The sequence below is a fragment of the Ktedonobacter sp. SOSP1-85 genome, from assembly GCF_016587415.1.
GTDB lineage: Bacteria > Chloroflexota > Ktedonobacteria > Ktedonobacterales > Ktedonobacteraceae > Ktedonobacter.
In genome coordinates this window covers 1,236,438-1,254,019 of the sequence record NZ_BNJI01000002.1, presented here as the reverse complement: position 1 = coordinate 1,254,019, position 17,582 = coordinate 1,236,438, and the positions used below count along the sequence as shown (strand labels likewise).

The following is a 17,582-nucleotide window of genomic DNA, read 5'->3' as shown; positions in this document are numbered from 1 at the left end:
AGAAGCCAGGGCACAGCCCCGGAAACCAGTCAAGGGGCTACCGCCCCTTGCATCCCCGTCCCTCATATCATTTCTTTGGAGAGATCTTGAGCACAAAGGCGTGTTCACAGGGCTTTGTAGAGGACATCTCAATGGTCAACCCATCTGTATCATGCCTCCACTGGACCTCCTCTTTCTGCCCCAGCAATGCTACTTTCTCGATCTGCTGACCGAACACATTGCTGCCAGTTGCCAGCGACTTGATGGTCACACGACCATTTTCCGGCCAGGCTAGAACGGTCGCATACAGCAATTCGCCACGAATCGTAAAACGAATATCCTGGCTGGTAAAGCTAGCCCGGTGCGTGTCCGTAAAGCTTCCATCCTCGATGCGAGTTGGTCCCTCGCCAAAGATCTTCCAGGGGCGTGTGCCATAGATCGCCTCACCATTCACGTTCAACCAGCGTCCAATCTCTAGCAACATCGCTTCCTCTGCCTCAGGGATCGTTCCATCGGGGCGCGGGCCAATGTTGAGGAGCAAGGCCCCATTCTTGCTCACAATATCGACCAGGTCACCAATAACGGCTTCAACTGTTTTATATTCCTGATTCTTGACGTAGCCCCAGGAGTTCTTGGAAAGCGAGGTATCCGTCTGCCAGAAGCGGGGGCGGATATCAGAGAGTTGCCCCCGCTCAATATCAAACACAGCAGCCTCTTCGGGAAATGCCTGGTGCTTATAGTTGATAGCGACGCCTCGCCGCCACTGTGCTGCTTGATTGTAGTAATAGGCCGCGAATTGCTGTAAGTATGGGCTAAACGCCGGCTGCTCAATCCACCAGTCAAACCAGACGATCTGTGGTTGATATTTATCCACAAGCTCACACGTTCGAGCCAGCCAGTCATCAAGGAATTCCTCATTTGGAGGGAGTGTTTCGGGTTGGGCTGGACCATACAAGCCAATAGAGCGAGGGTCTTGCACATCGGAGTCAAAGGCCATGCCACCATTGAAGAACCACCAGTGTTCAGCGCGATGACTGGAGAGGCCAAAGACCAGCCACTGTTTACGTACAGCCTCGGCCAGTTCTCCAATGATGTCACGCCTTGGCCCCATCCTGGTCGCATTCCATTCGGAGAAACTGCAATCATAGAGCGCGAAACCATCGTGATGCTCAGCCACAGGAACGACAAACTGTGCCCCGGCCTGCCTGAACAGATTCGCCCAGGCGTCAGGATCAAACTTATCCGCGCTAAACTGAGCAATGAGGTCCTTGTAGCCAGATTGTTTCTGTGAACCGTATGTCTCCAGGTGATGCTTGAACTCGGGCGAATCTTGCAGATACATGTTCCGCGGATACCATTCATTCCCAAAGCCGGGAACGGCATAGGCACCCCAATGAATAAAAATACCAAACTTGGCATCTTCATACCAGGAAGGGATGCTATATCCCTTGAGCGATTCCCAGTTAGCGGCGAATGGACCGACGTTGATGCCCTGCTGAATGGCTTTGGTTGCTTCAGTGCGATACATAGGCGCTCTCCTCTTCTCACTAGTCTATATGAAACACGTCCTTCATACTGGCCCACCAACTCTCCCCCCCACTCTCCTCTACAGGCTCTTGCATGGGATCGGTAAGAGACCACCATTTCTGTGTCATGGGATCCTCTGCCATTTTCTTCATGTCCGCAGGAAAATCATCCCCTACATACTCAAAGTAGGCAAAGAGCCATGTTTTGTAGCGGAAAATGGTATAGTTACGCATGTTGCAGGCATGAATGGTCGCTAACACCTCGGGCCAGACCGACGCATGCATGCACTCGTAGTCTGCTATACGATCAGACTTTACTCGAATGACTTGCCCATAACGGCGCATCAATTATATCTCCTTCTAAGCGACTAGCGATCCATGCCAGTCAATGCTACGCCACGAATAAAGTATCTCTGAGCGAAAAAGAAAGTAATCACAATTGGTAGAATGGAAAGCACCGAAACCGCCATCAACTGGTTATAGGCCGTCAGGGATTGACCGTAGAACAGATTGAGACCAATTGCCAGTGTATAGTTATCGGTCGAACGCAAGTAGATCAACGGCGCTAAGAGGTTATTCCAGTTTCCGACAAAGGCAATGATCGCCACCGCCCCCAGGGCTGGCTTAGATAGCGGCAGAATAATCTTCGTCAGGATCTGGAAATGCGTAGCACCCTCGATGCGTGCCGCCTCGTCCATCTCTCGTGGCAGGCTGAGGAACGATTGCCGCAGCAGGAAAATCGAGAAAGGATACCCAAGCCAGGGAGGTATGATCAACGTCCACAGTGTGTTGATCAGGTGAACCTTACTGTACAAGAGGAAAATGGGAACAATCGTGACCTCTATCGGGATCATCATGGTAGCGAGCATGAGCATAAATGCGAACCGACTTCCGCGCGCGCGTAGGCGAGCAAAAGCATACGCTGGAAGCGCGCATGATACCAGATTGCCGATGATCGCAGCCACCGTTACCAGGACCGTATTCGTTAAAAAGCGCGTGAAGGGTAATGCCATCCACCCATCAAAGTAGTTGTGCCATTGCACACTCGAGGGGAGAAGCCGGGGTGGAAAAACAAAGACCTCCTGCGAAGGCTTGAGTGACGTCGAGATCATCCACAGGAATGGCGAGAGAAAGGCCAGTGAGCAGACAACCAGTACGATGTAGATCGACAAACGACGCACGTGACCACGGGATCTAGTCGGCTGGGCCTGTTTCCCCTGCTCCGACAGAACCTCTGCCGAAGGGGTCGGGCGTGAGATGCTGACTTTCATAAGCTACCTACTTTCGTACTCCCCCTTCATAATAGACCCAGCGCCCAGCCAGAGCAAACTGAATGAAGGTAATGATAATGATCAAGACAAAGAGAATCCACGCGAGTGCCGAGGCATAGCCCATATTGAAGTACTGAAATGCCTGGCGATAGATGTAGAGTCCATAGACCAGCGAGGCATTAGCAGGCCCTCCATTGGTCATCACCAGGATCAGCACAAAGGCTTGCAACGATGTAATGAAGCCAGTCACCAGGTTGAAGAAGATGACTGGTGACATCATAGGGACCGTCACATTCCAGAATTTTGACCAGTGACCCGCCCCATCAATCGAAGCCGCCTCATACATATAGGATGGAATGCTCTGTAAACCTGCCAGGTAGATGACCATGGTATTGCCAGCACCCCAGGCACTCATAATGATCAAAGCAGGAATCGTCCAGTCTTCAGAGTAGAGCCATCCAGGCCCCTGAATACCAAACAGGCCTAGCAGGTAGTTGACCATCCCGAAATCAGGGTGCAGGATGTTGATCCACAACAGAGCAGTTGCAATTCCAGAAACGACCGAAGGCAGATAGAATACGGTACGAAAAACCGAAATCCCCTTCACCTTCTGATTTAAGAGCAGGGCCAGGGCAAAGGATACAACAACGGTGAGCAAGACGCTCCCGATACCGAAGTACAAGGTATTTCTGAGCGTCAGGTAGAACAGCGGGTCCTGAAACAACTGCACATAGTTCTGCAGGCCAATCCACTGTGGATTCGAGAGCAGTGACCAGTTCGTAAGGCTAATCACGCCCGAGGCGATAATAGGACCGCCTCCAAAAAGGATGAAGCCAATGATCCATGGCAAAATGAAGAGATAAAACTGCCTCTCTTCACGCAACTCCACCTTGCTAAGCTTCCTCCTACGCGCATGGCTCGCTGCTTGCCTGGTGCGCCTCATAAAGAGTTGCATAATCTGTTCTCCCCTTTACTTTGCATATCCATACAGATGAGTGAACTGATAGAACAACAGCCGCTCATCTGTATGTCAGGAATTGTTAGCGCAAGCCAGCATTTTGTGCCAGTAAGGGGTCGATCTGCTGCTTCACCTGCTTCAACCCATCGGCAACGCCTAATTGTCCATTCACGACGCGGTCCCAGATTGGCTGTGCGGCATTCACGACCTTTGGCGTGGCAGGCAGGTAGAGCACTTCGTTCGACCCGTAGTTATTGAGGGCATCAAGGATATTTTTCGCCCCTGAAGGCGCGAAGGAGGATTTGAGATAGGAATCCCAGGCCGAAGAGCGTGCGGGACTGCCTCGTCCCGTCATACCCCACATAAACTGTTGCCCTACTGAAGAGAGATACTCGTTCAGATAGATCCAGGCCGCATCATTATGCTGGCCGCTCTTACTGATCAGGTATCCGCTGCCCTCGGCAGAGGTTGATTGCGCTTTCGGTCCCTTTGGACAGGGTGCGATATCCCATTTGAAGCTGGCATTTTGGCGCAGGCCAGGGGTGATCCAGGAGCCATTGTAGGCCATGGCGGCTCGACCAGCAGTAAACTCGTCGGTTTGTTGCTGCTGCATTGCCTGTTGTTCAGCCAGACCGGGTGCAGCATTATGCTTGAGTTGGATTTCCATCCACCACTGCATGGCCTCAATCGCTTCAGGCTGATCGATGAGAGACTTTGTTTGATCCTCATTGACATACCGAGCGCCAAAGGGGAACAGGAAGGGAGGTGCGATGTTAGCAGAAGCCGGGGTGGGCAGGGAGGCCAGGCCATAGATTCTGTTGTGGGAGTCACCACTCGTGAGCTTGATAGCAGCTTGCTTGAGGGTGTCAAGAGTCCAACTGGCATCTGGATACTTCATCCCTGCTTTATCAAATAGGTCTTTGTTGTAGAAGAGCACAACGGGACCGCAGTCATAGGCGACGGCGTACAATTGCCCTTTGTGCTTGTAGAAACCCATCGATGGTTTGGTGAAGTCAGCCATATTAAAGTCGGGCTGCTTCGCGATGTAGGTGTTGAGCGAGAGAGGAATACCCTGGGTGATGAACTGCTGAATCCAGCTATAGTGGGTGTACATGATATCAGGCAAGGTCCCTCCTGCTGCCTGAGCCAGGTACTTCTGCAGGTAGTTATTCCAGGGGGTATTCTCGGCATTGATCGTAATATTCGGGTGGCGTTTGGTGAAGAGTTGATCGAACTGCTGTTGACGAGCCATGAAGGTAGCATCCCAGGCATGAGAAACACTCAATTGTACCGGGGAAGTGGGTTCAGGGACCGTCGTCTTAGGCCACTGAAGTCCATCGGCATCATGGATAGAGTAAATGGAATTGGTGTTGCCCGCCTGCTTTCCCTGCTGGGTTTGTGGCCTGACATCACCGCATGCAACGAGCACGCCTGAGAGGCCAAGCGCGCCAGCAACTTTGACGAAATCGCGCCGACTATAGCCACGTTCCGCGAACTTTTGCTCCAGTTCGCGCATCCAGGCCTCCACACTCCTTTGTTGGTCCATCTGTTGTTTCCTCCATGAAAAGGCCAGCCATTGGCCCTCTGGTGTCATACTTCTCCCTACACCATCAACTTATGAACGATGGCCCGGGACAGCTACTACGCCCTTATAGAAAACCACTTCCCTGCCTTCAGGGAATATGTCACCATTGTTGGAGATGGCCATTACGAGAAAACGCTTTCTCAACAAGAGTAAACTACACTCATGGATTTGTCAAGCTTTCAACTGTTCTGCCGTAAAAGCTTCAGTAAACTTGCATAAATGTCGGAAATACGCTATGATATCCCTATCAACAATATGAGGGATTTCTTTCCGAAGAAGATATTTCTAGAGAGCGCTTACTTTCCACGTGCAGGGCCAGAAGCAATACTGCAGCTCGACAAAGCACAACAACACGACATACAGATACTTGGGGAGGAGTCGCTGACACTTATGGCAGATACAAAACATGACCCACAATCGCACAAACCTGTCACAATCCGCGAAGTCGCAAAACAGGCAGGTGTATCGATGGCAACCGTTTCCCGGGTCCTCAACGGCTCCAATACCGTTGATCCTCAACTCGCAGCGCGGGTACACACTGCCATAGAGGCGCTCAAGTATGAACCGAATAGGGCCGCTCGCGCATTGGCCGGTAGCCGTTCAGCGCTTTTAGGCTTGCTCGTCTCCGATATTCAGAACCCCTTTTTTATGGACCTTATGCGCGGTGTTGAGGAGGTCTCCCAGGAAAATGGTTATCTCCTTGTCATTTGTAATACCACTGAAGATCCTCAGAAAGAGGCGCAATATATCAAGATTCTGGCAGCCGAGTCAGTCGCCGGTGCGATCATTGTGCCTTCAAGAGAGCGATTGGACGCACTCACCATACTCCAGGGACGCAATATCCCTATTGTGACAGTAGATAGGCGTGTGCATGATTCCTCCATTGATGCCGTTCTCGTCAACAACGCTTTGGCAGCCAAAGAGGCTACAGCTCATCTGATAGGCAACGGATATCGCCGCATTGGCATCATTACTGGCCCACGATCCGTTACGACCGCCAATGAACGTATACTTGGCTATCATCAGGCATTGCAGGAAGCGGGTATCGTGTATGATGATTCACTGAAGTACCGGGGGCCATTTAGAGAAGAGACTGGTGAGCGTGGGATACAACGTTTGCTGCAAGTAGATCCTCCGCTAGAAGCCGTCCTGACAGCAAACAATCGTATCACCGTGGGAGCTTTACGTGCTCTCTATGCCAGCCAGAAACGTGTGCCAGCAGATATCGCCATTGTAGGCTTCGACGAGGTGCGCTGGGCTATTCCTGATCTGATCTCCATCACAACGGTCACCCAGCCTGCCTATGAATTGGGGAGAACGGCGGCCCTTCGCTTGCTGCAAAATCTACGGCAACCCAACCTCTCCAGGCAAGAAATTATCCTACAACATCAACTTCTGGTGCGTGCTTCCTCGCAAGCACGCCCGGTGCGTGACATACTCACTGACCTCACCTGAAATAGGTTTCGTCAGGTAGTATTGCAAAAAAATTTGAGCTGAGAAAATGGAGCGGGCAATGACGGCACAAGAATCATTGCCGCCGAGAAAAGGTGCGTGTTCTGCATCTTTTCCTGGTGAGAGATGTTCGAGTGCGCTTCAATTTGCTGAGTTTTAATTTTTTTGCAACACTACCAGCACAAGCTAGGGGCGTGACCTTTGATTACATCGAAACGTTTTATAATCGAGTTCGAAGACATTCCACGCTCCACTATCTGAGTCCCCTCAGGTACGAACTCTCGATGAGCTAACTCTCCTCTTTGGGGACTTCACTTTTTCGGGTAAAGATCAAAAAGTTGACTTTTCACTTTAGGTGATCATTCAAACTGGGACAATAACAAGTATGCCTAGTACTCAACGGGCAGTTCTATCAATTCATCATTGAGCAAAGGGAGAAACACATGGAAGAACGAGACGCGCCAAAGGCCGATGAATGTTCCTTTCTCGGGAGGCAGGCCGTGGGCGGGAAACCCGCGCACACGGAATCGAAGGAGGACAGGGGAACCGGGCCGGAATCGACACCGCGTCTCCAACTCCCCATGCCAGACCTTCAGTTGGTCCGCCTCGACCACGCGCCTGCCCTGCTTGCGTTCGAGCGGGAGAATCGGGCCTACTTCGCGGCGGTGATACCGGATCGGGGGGACGAGTTCTTTACTGAGTTCGACACGCGGCTTGCGCAACTGCTCGAGTGGCAGGCAGCCGGGACAGATTACTTCCACCTGCTGGTGGTCGAGGGCGGCGAGGTAGTGGGGCGGGTGAACCTGTTCAAAGTGGCAGACGGGTCGGCGGAACTCGGGTACCGGATCGCGCAGAAGGCCGCGGGGCAGGGACTGGCCACAGCGGCGGTGCGCAAGGTGCGTGAGCTCGCCGTCACAGACTACGGACTTACCAGGCTGCGCGCGAGAGTCACGCTGGGCAATCCGGCCTCGCGCAAGGTGCTTGAACACAACGGATTCGTCGCCGTCGGTGAGCTCACGCTTAACGGTAAGCCAGCCATGTCCTACATCTGCGAACTTCGGTGACGCAATGCACTCGTGTGAATCCCAACACTCTTCTGGCCGCTTTTCCAATAATTGTCCCAGGTCGGGTAAGCTACCCTGAACAACTTGTTCACCAGGATAATTATGGGATTTTCGCCAGAATACTGTTGGGATTTACAAATTGCGATGCTGCGTGGCACAAGATATCCTTTTTTTCTCTCGCTGGCGGTACGCACGTACACGACAGCGATCAGAACAATAGTGCCTGGATCGGCCACACCCTTTTGATTGCACGAGACGGGTTCCACAGATGCAATATTCTCCGCTTGCCTCGACTTTGGTTTGAGGCGAAAAATGCTGTTCACTTTGCGAGGTATCCCGCTTGGCCCCTCCTGTCCTGGGATGAGTAGCAGAAGGACGAGAGGAACCGGGCAGCGTCGCTGTAGGCACAGAAGTCGAAGAGGGGGATATCTTCTGAGATGCAGGCTGGGAAGGAGGAGATATTCCCTCAGTTACAGCAGGAGATGGGGGAAAGGGAGCAGATTTGGGAGGGATTGCCAAGACTAAGCCAGGTGTGTCACAACGCTGCCCACAAACTGCACCACTCTCACTCCAGTGCAAAATCAACTTCTACAGTATTTTCACCCTCATCCCATACTCCTAAGCTATTTAGCGAACGGAGGCGAGCTTAAAGGGGACGATGGGGCGAAGGTTCTCCTCGATCTCCTGACGGTGTGGCTCCAGGAAGGGAGGAAGCGCGAGCTGCTCACCCAGGTGCTCCAGGTCCTCATCGGTCGCAAAGCCTGGGCCATCAGTCGCGATCTCAAAGAGCACGCCGCCTGGCTCGCGGAAGTAGATCGAGTGGAAGTAGAAACGGTCAATAATCGATGAGATGTTACGGGTGTGCTTGCTAATGGTTTGAAACCACTGCTCTTGTTCCTCGTCGTCTGGCGTGCGGAATGCTACATGATGCACACCGCCGATACCGGGTCGTCCGCCACGAGTACCTTGACGCACGTCAAGGTGTACTTCAGCACCGGCGCCACCGGGTCCCATCTCAAAGACATAGACCGTGTTGCCCTCCTCGGACTGGTAGTTCTCGCCCTGGCGGAAGCCCAGCGTCTCGGTGAGGAAGGAAGCCGTTGGCTCCAGGTCACGCTCGATCAGGGTCACGGCATAAAAGCCCTGAATGGCCATCTCAGCAGGGATGGGGCTCTGCTTCCAGTAGGTGCTCTGGAGTTGTCCCTGGGCATCCACCAGCTCTAAACGTTGCCCCTCGGGATCCTGGAAAGGCAATACCGTGCGTTCATTGCGAACCTGGATGCCCTCATGAGAAATCTTAAAGCTGTCAAAGCGCTGTACCCACCAGTCAAGCGCCTCGCGGCTATTGACACCGAGCGCGATGGTAGCAACCGTGCCCGCACCCTCGTGGTTGGGACCAGCCGCGGGCCAGTCAAAGAATGTCAGGTCGAAGCCAGGTTTGCCAGTTTCATCTCCGTAGAAAAGGTGATAGGCGCTAACATCATCCTGATTGACGGTCTTTTTAACGAGACGCATGCCTAAGATGTCCGTATAAAAGGCGACATTGAGCGACGCATTGCCAGTAATGGCCGTGATATGATGCAAACCACCAAGTTGCATAACGTATTTCCCTTCTTGCTTTGGTGAACTTCTCTATCTCTATCTAAAGGGTTTAGTGCTAAACCCTAGGCATAAAAATTTTTAACGGAGCGTATACTCCAGTTTACGCAGGAGGTGCTGAAGCTGTCTCAGTTCAGATGGACTCACACCGCCCATCAAGCGCGCAATCAACTCCTCGTGTGCGGGGACCACGCGATCATAGAGCTCCTGGCCCTTGGCGGTGAGGAATAGCGTGTTGCTGCGTCGTTCCTGATAACGCTTAAGCAAGCCCATTTCTTCCATGCGATTGAGCAGGAGGGAGATATTGCCCTTGGTTACGAGCAGGCTATCGGCCAGCTCCTGTTGCGTTATTCCTTTACGTGCACCCACACGTGCCAGAACATCGAATTGGGCAACGTTCAAATTCCAGGAGCGTAGATGCACCGTCTGCGCACGATCTATCCGCTGAAAAACGCGGAACAGGCGCAACCAGGTAAGCACCGCTGAACCAGGCATCTCGTTCCCTCCTCTCTTTTGCTTATGGATAGTTTAGCACTAAACTCCAAAGATGTCAAGCACAAGAGAGGTGTAGATTTTGTTTTTGCATAAGAACAAGAACTATCGAGGGATCAGTATGGATTTTGCTCCTCTTCACCAAAAGCTGGGATGAGTCCCCGTGCTTCTCGGACAGGGGGGTATCTGACCGTTGCTAAAATCTAGAACTATCTTGAACAAGGCCCAACTATCCACACAATCGAAGGAAAACAGCTTTGGGCTGTGACGATTGAAGGAAGGCAGAAGCCACCCAGCCAGGATAGTAACAGATCTTTCCCCGCAAGGTGCGGGCGGGTGTCTCTCCCGTCGGCGGCAACAGCAACGCCGAACCCATTCCGGTATACGAAACGGGCTTGACCCTGGGGTCAGAGATGGAGCAAGACCTCGCCTTGCCTACGTGTTTCATGTGAGCCAGATATGCCACGCCCAGTCTCGCAATGTTGACCGACGCACAATAATCCCGATCTCCGTTATACTGACAGGCCTCACAAGCCATCCACCGCCCCCACTTCACCGCTTCACGACGATCACTGGGGGAACGATACGTTTTTGCCGTGATCCCGCAGCGGGGCAGGTATGACTGGTTCCTCGTGGTTGCGCTGTACGGAACCGCACGCCCAGAAGATGACATTTATAACGAAGGATCCTCCAGATGTCCCCGCGGACGGTCGAGTTATTGCGATAGTGGCGCCAGCGCCCCCGGACACCTTTCCCTCGCCCGGTGGTTTTGAGGGTTTTCAACGATTCCATCGAGAGCAGCGAGCAGCCATGGATCTGACACAACAGCAGCAAGACGTTACTTGCCAGATGCGCCACCGCTCGATTGCGCCGCTCATATTTGCCCCAGCAGCGCTCGATCTCGCGCCGAGAGAGTTCGAGGCGCTCCTGGTACCAGGCGCGTTTGGGATGGGCTTCTGGCAAGGCATCTCGTTCCTGCTCACAGGCCGCGACCTTCTTCTTGAGTTCATCAATCTGGCGCCGCGTGCGGGCTTGTTTGCCATCAAAGCCGCCAATGTCCAGGAAGAATGGCCTGCCAACTTGCTCACTGTGTTCATTGATGGCAGTCGCCGTCAAGAGGGTATGCACACCCCAGTCCACGCCTAAGACGCATTCAACCTGTTCCCAGGTGGGCAAGGCTGTTTTTTCGACCTCGATGATGAAGTCGAGCACGGCAAAGCGCTCACCATCGGCTCGGCGCTCTTCGCGCAGCGTGGGAGCCATGAGCTTTCCGTCGGAAAGACGCTCTTTGAGGCAAACAGGGAACGCAATGAGGGTCTCCTCTTTGCGCCAGCACCACACCCCCATCTCGTCAGGGGAGCGGAAGCGAAACCGAGCCACCCCTGCATCTGCGTCAAGAGCCAGCCGATAGGTCTGGCCTTTTGTGCCACCATCGTCTCCTGCATAGGTCAGCAGACCAACATGTAACAAGGGGATGGGTTGCAATTCTTCATAGGAAGTGGGGAAACGATCATGCTGCAAGCAAAAATTGCAGGCTTGCTCGACCACATTTTGTAGGGTGACAAAGCTGGTTTCATCCTCATCGAGGCTCTGCTGCAAGGCCGTAATGGCTTCTTTGATGGCTGGACGTTTTTTGCCTGCTGGGCGCCTCTCCGTTTTGGGGCGAATGAAGCCATCGGAGAGAATGGGGGCGACGAGGGTAAAGACTTTTTTGCGCTCGGCCTGCGCCCGCAGCAAGCGCCCGACGACCTCGCTCTCGCAGCGCCATTGACGATCACCATGCGGCAACGGGCTTGCGATGTACTTGCCAACCTGCTTCCAGGCAGGCCCTTCACGCTCATCCCCAAACGCGTCGAGGCAGGGCCAGAGGATCGTCAGTGCCGCATTGACGACGGCCTTACTTGCATCAAGGAGGCGAAGCGCATCTGCCTGGGCTTCGTCAGGCAACCGCACATCATAGGTCAGGGGCTGGTGGGTACGGTTGGTACGCATCACTCCTCCTCCTCTTACGAACATTTGTCCTCATGAGGAGAAGTATAACAGGAAAAGCATATACTTGCAACTGTTTTGGGCTTCTTTGAAGCGGCTATAGATAGTTGCAGAACGACATGATAGTTATAGCTTTTTGACAACTGTCTAAACCCTTAATCGGTGACTTGGATAGCTTCCAGGCCGCCGTAAATGGTATGCCAGGGCCTGGCACACTGGCTCAGCACTGCGTTGAGGGTCTGCACATTCTGTACGCCTTGTTCCTGCAACCACTCTTCCAGCGCTGCTTCACCGTTGTTGACGAAGACTGGGATGCCGCCTTTCCAGGTTGCACGACCGCAAAGGACACCGCTGAAAGGAATACTAGCCTCGGCTGCCAGTTCTAGCTGCTCGCGAAAAATGACATCATCCACACCTCCACTCAAGAAGATAAATGGAAGGCTGCTGATTGCTGCGAGGGCCTGGAAATGCTCTCTGGCCTCCTGCCAATCATAGGCGACTTGATTGCCTTTGAAGCCGTGGCTGCCAGCTAAATAGGCGCTGTTGATCGGGATCTCGACCTTCAACATATCAACACCGTAACGTGGCCGTGAAAACTCTTCAATGATCGAGCGGACATAGCCGGGCTTTAAACAAGCAAACTCAAAACTTTGCTCAGGATGCATATTATCATAGGCCAGTGGCTCAAGGAAGAAGGGGATATCAAGCGCCCTGCATTCATCGCCTACGCGTTCGACAAAAGCCTGTTTGATCTCATTTATCCATCCCACGTCGGCAGGGTTATAGTAGAGGAGAATTTTGACCGCGTCGGTCCCCACTTCAATGAGCCGACGCGCGCTCCAGTTCGGAAGGAGACGCGGCAAACGCCCTACTACCAGGGGATCATAGCCCGTGACTTCATAGGAGAGGAGCGCTCCCCGGCCCTGTACACGCTCTTGCAAGGCAGGTAGGCCATATTCAGGGTCAAGCAGGATGGCGCTTGCATAGCGCGTCAAAACCTGCGAGACCTTGCGCTTAAAGGTCGTAATCGCCTCTGGTGTGCCACTTCCCTCAACCAGTTTCTCCATACTCTTCTTGAGTGAGTTACGCTGGTCCATGGCGACGGCGGCTATGATGCCATCCGCATTGGTACAGGCTTGTAGATGCTCAAATTTTCCGCGACTCATCTGTATCTTTCCCACTGCATATCTTCTTTCTATACATGAGCGGAGATGTTTGCTAGCTGGTCAGTGATAGGACCTGGATACCTGGTAACAGCGTCTCGATATCATCAAGATTCAGGAGACCAGCCCCTATTTGCAGGGTATTTGCGGCTCCTGCTGCGACCCCCAGGCGGGCTGATTGGATTAATCCCTGGCCACGGATGAGCCCGGCAGCGATACCCGCCAGGAGACAATCGCCGCTTCCTGTTGAGGAGAGGGCAGATACAGTAGGAGCTATCCAACCAAAGCGCTGACCCTCGGCTGTACAGCCCACAACGCCAGTTTTCCCGAGTGAGATAATGACCTCCTGCGCGCCTCGTCTCTGTAGCTCGGCGGTCCCTACCACCGCCTGGAAGGGATCAGTAAGCGGATAACCAAGCAGTTCCCCGGCTTCGAACTGGTTCAGCTTAAGCAGAGCGGGGCGATATGCCAGGGCAGCGCGAAGCTGTGCGCCATGCGTATCTAGCAGGACAGGCACTGAAGCAGTCCTAGCCTGTTGGAGAAGCATGAGGAGGGCATCCTCCGGCACGCCTGGCGGGAAACTGCCACTTATTACCAGGGAGGTCGCTCGCGGGAGCGCGCTCGCGACCCTGTGTACCACGGCCTCCCATTCAGCCCTGCTCAGTGACGCCCCCTGCTCATAGATCTCGGTCAGTTGGTAGTCTGCCGCGGGATCAACAATAGTCAGGCACGTACGCAACTCGGCGTTCACCTCCTGCATATCAATCTCAAGCCCCTCCTGGCGAGCCAGGGCCAGCAAGTGTTTCCCGGCATAGCCCCCCGCTGGACCTATGACCAGCCCCTGAACTCCTAAGGTGCGTAGTGCCCTGGCAACATTAAAGCCTTTTCCACCTGCCTGGATGATGACTTCTCCGGCACGGTGAATGTTACCCAACTTGAAATCGGGTAAGACAACCGTCTTATCAAGCGCAGGATTAGGCACAACGGTCACAATCATCTCTTACTTCTCCGCGTCAAGCACAATGACCGCCGTCAGGTTATGGGGATGATCAGGATGTTGACCATTGATCCTGGCCCGGTAGTAGCCGAGAAGCTGTAACAGTGGCAGATACAGGACCGCGCGGTTGTTCTCCGCCAAGCCCGAGCGGAAGTTGATCTGAAAGTCAGCGGCTGCTGTAGGAACGAGGTCTTCAGAGAGCACCAGTGTTGTACCACCCAGGGCGCGCATCTCACGTAGGACTGCTAGTTCATGGGCGTTGGCTGTATCCGAGAGCAGGCCCACCACTAGTGTATGCTCGTTGACCATCGACATGGGACCATGACGGAACTCCATGAAGTGGAATGCCTCAGAGACAGAGAGCGACATCTCCTTCATCTTGAGATTGAGCTCAGAGGCCAGGCCATACTGTAGGCCCGAACCCAGGAAGTAAAAACGCTCAAAGCGTGCATCGCTCCCAAGCTGTTTGGCCAGATCGTGATAAGCATCAATCAAGCGTTTCCCCAGTTCTGGCAAGCTGCGCATCGCCTGAAAGTGAGCGTTATGAGCCAGGGCAATCGCGGCCTGAGCGGCTAGCAGCATGGCGCTAAAGGAACGCGTTTGTACAACACTTTGCTCTTGCCCTTCTGGAATCACCAGCGCCAGGTCGCTCAGGGCCACCAGCTCTGCTTCAGGATAACAGCCAATGGTGATGACTGGTCCACCATAGCGCTGCTTAAACATCCTGGTCGCGCGAATGGTCTCTGTGGTCTGACCAGAGCGTGAGATGGTAAATAGAAGTGGACGGCTATCGGGTGCGATGACGGTTTCGGGAAAGAGCAATAGCTCTGAGGCAGGTACAGGACGTGCTCGTATGCCTAGCTGGCGTTGAAGCAGAGGCGCGACAGCCTGTGAGAGATAGTGCGTTGAGCCGCATCCTGTGACGACTATGTCAGTATAATCCTTCGATTTCCAGAGGACCTGAATGGCCTCCTGTTTCGCTGCGACCACATCCAGGGCCGCCTGCCAGGCAAGTGACTGGGTCAAAATTTCACGCAGTGTGTGCATCTCGTAGTGATCTGGAACCAACTGTTCTGTAGTGTTCATGATAGAAGACTCCTTGTTTTTGATTCAGCTATAGCCAGGGCGGCCGCGCCAGCGATACCGGCGTCACCCTGTAAGCTGGCCAGGCAAACCGCCTCCTGACTGAGCATTTCACGGAAAACAGGGGCCTGTTGCATCCAATGGGTGAGTCCCACACGCATAGCCTCGATCAGTGGGCTTCCCTCCACAGCCAGTCCTCCACCGAGAATAACTCTCTGCGGATCAAAGTTCATTGTCAGCAGGTAGATACTATATGCCAGGTGTTGCCCGGCCTCATGTAAGATCTGTTCCGCGAGCGCATCACCCCTGGTTGCCGCCGCGAAGACATGTTCAGCCCGCAGTCCTGTCCCCGCTGATGCTTGCAAAAATCCGGCTAAAAGAGACACCTTCCCTTGTTGAAGCTCGTCCTCGGCCCTGCGAGCCAGGGCTGGACCCGCCGCCAATGCCTCCAGGCATCCCCTGGCTCCACAGCGACAAAGGGGGCCAGCAGGGTCAAAAACCACGTGGCCTATCTCTCCCGCCATGCCATGGGTACCGCGAAAGAGCTGTCCATGAATGATCGTGCGGGCGGCAATTCCAGTCCCCAGGCTAAGATAGACAACAGTCTCCAGCCCCTTGCCAACACCGTAAAAGCTCTCTCCCAGGGCCGCGACACTCACATCATTCTCGATGAAGCAAGGAAGCTGCAATTCCTGTTCGAGCCAGGTCTTCACCGCCACATCCCGCCAGCCAAGATTGACTGAAAGCTGACAGACGCCCTGCAGCGGATCAATCATACCCGGAATACCCAGGCCAATGGCCTTGATGCGTTGCGAAGATCCCTGCGTAGCCTGGATGGTACTTCTAATACCAGAAGCAATGCTCTGGAGCGTATGCTCCACGCTCCTGGTATCAGTCGGAAGCTTGACGCGGCCAGAAACTTGCCCCTGTGCATTCACTATCCCGGCGGCAATCTTCGTACCACCGACATCGACGCCGACGACAAGCGCGGCCTCTTCATGTTGCATATACATCCCTCTTTCTCGCCAGGGCTAGTATGTTAGCTGGATACTGCGCTTCTCGCGCCGTGCCTGCTCGGCGGCAAAGACGGTGAGATGGGTCTCCAGTGACTCTTCGGGGCCAGAGAGAATGAGGCTGGGGTCACGCCGGGCAACTGCCTCCACAAAGCTCTTTATCGCTCCATAGTCACCGCCACCATGTCCATTATCACCCGCCAAGTGCTCGCCCTCATATGTGGTCGTCTGCTCGGTCAGGAAATCATGGTGGACAATGTGCTTGCTATCGCCACGCAGTTCGCCACGCGTGCCAAAGATGGTGGTCTCACGCTCCCTAGACTCTGTTGTAGCGATCATGGTAAACGACGCGGTTGCACCATTCTCATACTCCAGATTCACAACCTGGTGATCAACGACGTCGTTGTCGCATTCGTAAACGCAACGACCATAGGGGCCATTGCGTAGAGCGGCCTCGACACCTGCTACGGAAATATCGGTTGTGATCACATCAAGTGGCCAGCCAGACTTCCCTTCGCGCAGCCGTCCGTTATAGAAACGCTTCGCGGAATAGGGACATCCGGGCTCATAGGCACAATCGAGACAGCGCATAGCATCCCCTGCTGCCGCGGGTTTATTCTCCTTGCGGAAGTGTAGCAGGGAACCATAGGAGGAAACCTGGACGCAGCGGCTCCCTACAATATAGCGCAGCCAATCGATATCATGGCAGGATTTAGCGAGCAGCATAAAAGACGACTCGGCTTCGTTACGCCAGTTACCACGCACAAATGAGTGAGCATAGTGCCAGTAACCCACCGGCTCCAGGTGCTGAACACTGACAATATCACCGATCAGGCCCGAAGTGACTAACTCCTTGAGACGCCGAGTATAGGTTGTGTAGCGCAGAACATGGCAAACCGCAAAGATACTCTTATTGGCTGAGATCGCATCTACAATCTGCTGGCAACTCTCTGGATCAGGAGCCATGGGCTTCTCCAGCAAAATATCATATCCCTGGTTCGCAAAGGCAACGGCCGGATCTCGATGTTGAGCATCGGGAGTCGTGATTATCACCGCATCAGCGAATTTGGGCCGAGACGCCAATTCTTGCCAATCCGTAACACCGTTCTCTGGCGCGATATCATGCGCCTGCACCATGCGCGTGCGAAAAAACTCTCGTGGCTCAGCCACGCCGATAACTCGCACCTGATCGGGATGTGCCAGGGCATAGCGAGCATAGACCTTTCCTCGATTACCAGCACCAATAATCAGCAATGTAACAGGAGGCATCTCATAAATCCTTTCCAGCACGATACGTTGCAAATAAAATATGATTGAAACATATGGGATATGATCAATATTTGATCGTTATTTTTCGAATATAGCATTGAGTCCATCCTTTGTCAAGGTGAAAAATGGGATAAAAAGCAGA

Annotated in this window: 16 protein-coding genes; 3 read left to right on the top strand and 13 right to left on the bottom strand. The window is 53.6% G+C overall.

Annotation, left to right across the window (positions count from 1 at the left end; translation table 11 throughout):
- Positions 1–67: 67 nt before the first annotated feature.
- The 5 genes from KTE_RS33735 to KTE_RS33715 form a co-directional block, all read right to left on the bottom strand.
- Positions 68–1,507 carry an alpha-L-fucosidase gene (locus KTE_RS33735; protein ID WP_201389405.1) on the bottom strand — a complete coding sequence of 480 codons (1,440 nt, stop codon included), beginning with the start codon at positions 1,505–1,507 and terminating at the stop codon, positions 68–70.
- A 19-nt stretch (positions 1,508–1,526) separates the two neighbouring features.
- The gene (locus KTE_RS33730; protein WP_201389403.1) at positions 1,527–1,850 is read right to left on the bottom strand and encodes an L-rhamnose mutarotase; all 324 of its coding nucleotides are present in this window, start codon (positions 1,848–1,850) and stop codon (positions 1,527–1,529) included.
- A gap of 23 nt (positions 1,851–1,873) precedes the next feature.
- On the bottom strand, positions 1,874–2,776 hold the full coding sequence (locus KTE_RS33725; RefSeq protein ID WP_201389401.1) for a carbohydrate ABC transporter permease: 903 nt from the start codon (positions 2,774–2,776) through the stop codon (positions 1,874–1,876).
- 7 nt (positions 2,777–2,783) lie between these two features.
- Complete coding sequence (locus tag KTE_RS33720) at positions 2,784–3,731, bottom strand: carbohydrate ABC transporter permease (RefSeq protein ID WP_201389399.1); 948 nt, start codon at positions 3,729–3,731, stop codon at positions 2,784–2,786.
- An 85-nt stretch (positions 3,732–3,816) separates the two neighbouring features.
- Entirely contained in the window at positions 3,817–5,280 is a 1,464-nt protein-coding gene (locus KTE_RS33715) for a sugar ABC transporter substrate-binding protein (protein WP_201389397.1), read from the bottom strand.
- Positions 5,281–5,709: 429 nt separating this feature from the next.
- Here KTE_RS33715 and KTE_RS33710 point away from each other — a divergent pair, with 429 nt between their 5' ends.
- The 3 genes from KTE_RS33710 to KTE_RS33700 all read left to right on the top strand — a co-directional run bounded on the left by KTE_RS33710 (position 5,710) and on the right by KTE_RS33700 (position 7,835).
- Positions 5,710–6,774, top strand: coding sequence for a LacI family DNA-binding transcriptional regulator (locus KTE_RS33710; protein WP_201389395.1), 1,065 nt, complete (start codon positions 5,710–5,712; stop codon positions 6,772–6,774).
- Between the two features lie 92 nt (positions 6,775–6,866).
- On the top strand, positions 6,867–7,064 hold the full coding sequence (locus KTE_RS49945; protein ID WP_374226833.1) for an IS3 family transposase: 198 nt from the start codon (positions 6,867–6,869) through the stop codon (positions 7,062–7,064).
- A 150-nt stretch (positions 7,065–7,214) separates the two neighbouring features.
- A complete protein-coding gene (locus KTE_RS33700) occupies positions 7,215–7,835 on the top strand; it encodes a GNAT family N-acetyltransferase (protein WP_236600776.1) in 621 nt (206 codons plus the stop codon).
- A 627-nt stretch (positions 7,836–8,462) separates the two neighbouring features.
- Here the strand turns inward: KTE_RS33700 and KTE_RS33695 are convergent.
- The 8 genes from KTE_RS33695 to KTE_RS33660 form a co-directional block, all read right to left on the bottom strand.
- Entirely contained in the window at positions 8,463–9,434 is a 972-nt protein-coding gene (locus KTE_RS33695) for a ring-cleaving dioxygenase (RefSeq protein ID WP_201389393.1), read from the bottom strand.
- A gap of 81 nt (positions 9,435–9,515) precedes the next feature.
- Entirely contained in the window at positions 9,516–9,929 is a 414-nt protein-coding gene (locus KTE_RS33690; RefSeq protein WP_201389391.1) for a MarR family winged helix-turn-helix transcriptional regulator, read from the bottom strand.
- Positions 9,930–10,478: 549 nt separating this feature from the next.
- Positions 10,479–11,918 (bottom strand): transposase, encoded by a 1,440-nt coding sequence (locus tag KTE_RS33685; RefSeq protein ID WP_201389380.1) that lies wholly within the window; start codon positions 11,916–11,918, stop codon positions 10,479–10,481.
- A gap of 152 nt (positions 11,919–12,070) precedes the next feature.
- Positions 12,071–13,096: a tagatose 1,6-diphosphate aldolase gene (locus KTE_RS33680; protein ID WP_236600775.1), complete on the bottom strand. Its 1,026-nt coding sequence runs from the start codon at positions 13,094–13,096 to the stop codon at positions 12,071–12,073.
- 37 nt (positions 13,097–13,133) lie between these two features.
- Complete coding sequence (locus KTE_RS33675; RefSeq protein WP_201389378.1) at positions 13,134–14,075, bottom strand: 1-phosphofructokinase family hexose kinase; 942 nt, start codon at positions 14,073–14,075, stop codon at positions 13,134–13,136.
- 3 nt (positions 14,076–14,078) lie between these two features.
- The gene (locus KTE_RS33670) at positions 14,079–15,161 is read right to left on the bottom strand and encodes an SIS domain-containing protein (RefSeq protein ID WP_201389376.1); all 1,083 of its coding nucleotides are present in this window, start codon (positions 15,159–15,161) and stop codon (positions 14,079–14,081) included.
- Positions 15,158–16,165 (bottom strand): ROK family protein, encoded by a 1,008-nt coding sequence (locus KTE_RS33665; RefSeq protein WP_201389369.1) that lies wholly within the window; start codon positions 16,163–16,165, stop codon positions 15,158–15,160. The genes KTE_RS33670 and KTE_RS33665 overlap by 4 nt, the downstream gene beginning before the upstream one ends.
- 24 nt (positions 16,166–16,189) lie before the next feature.
- Entirely contained in the window at positions 16,190–17,440 is a 1,251-nt protein-coding gene (locus KTE_RS33660) for a Gfo/Idh/MocA family protein (RefSeq protein ID WP_201389367.1), read from the bottom strand.
- Between the last annotated feature and the right edge of the window lie 142 nt (positions 17,441–17,582).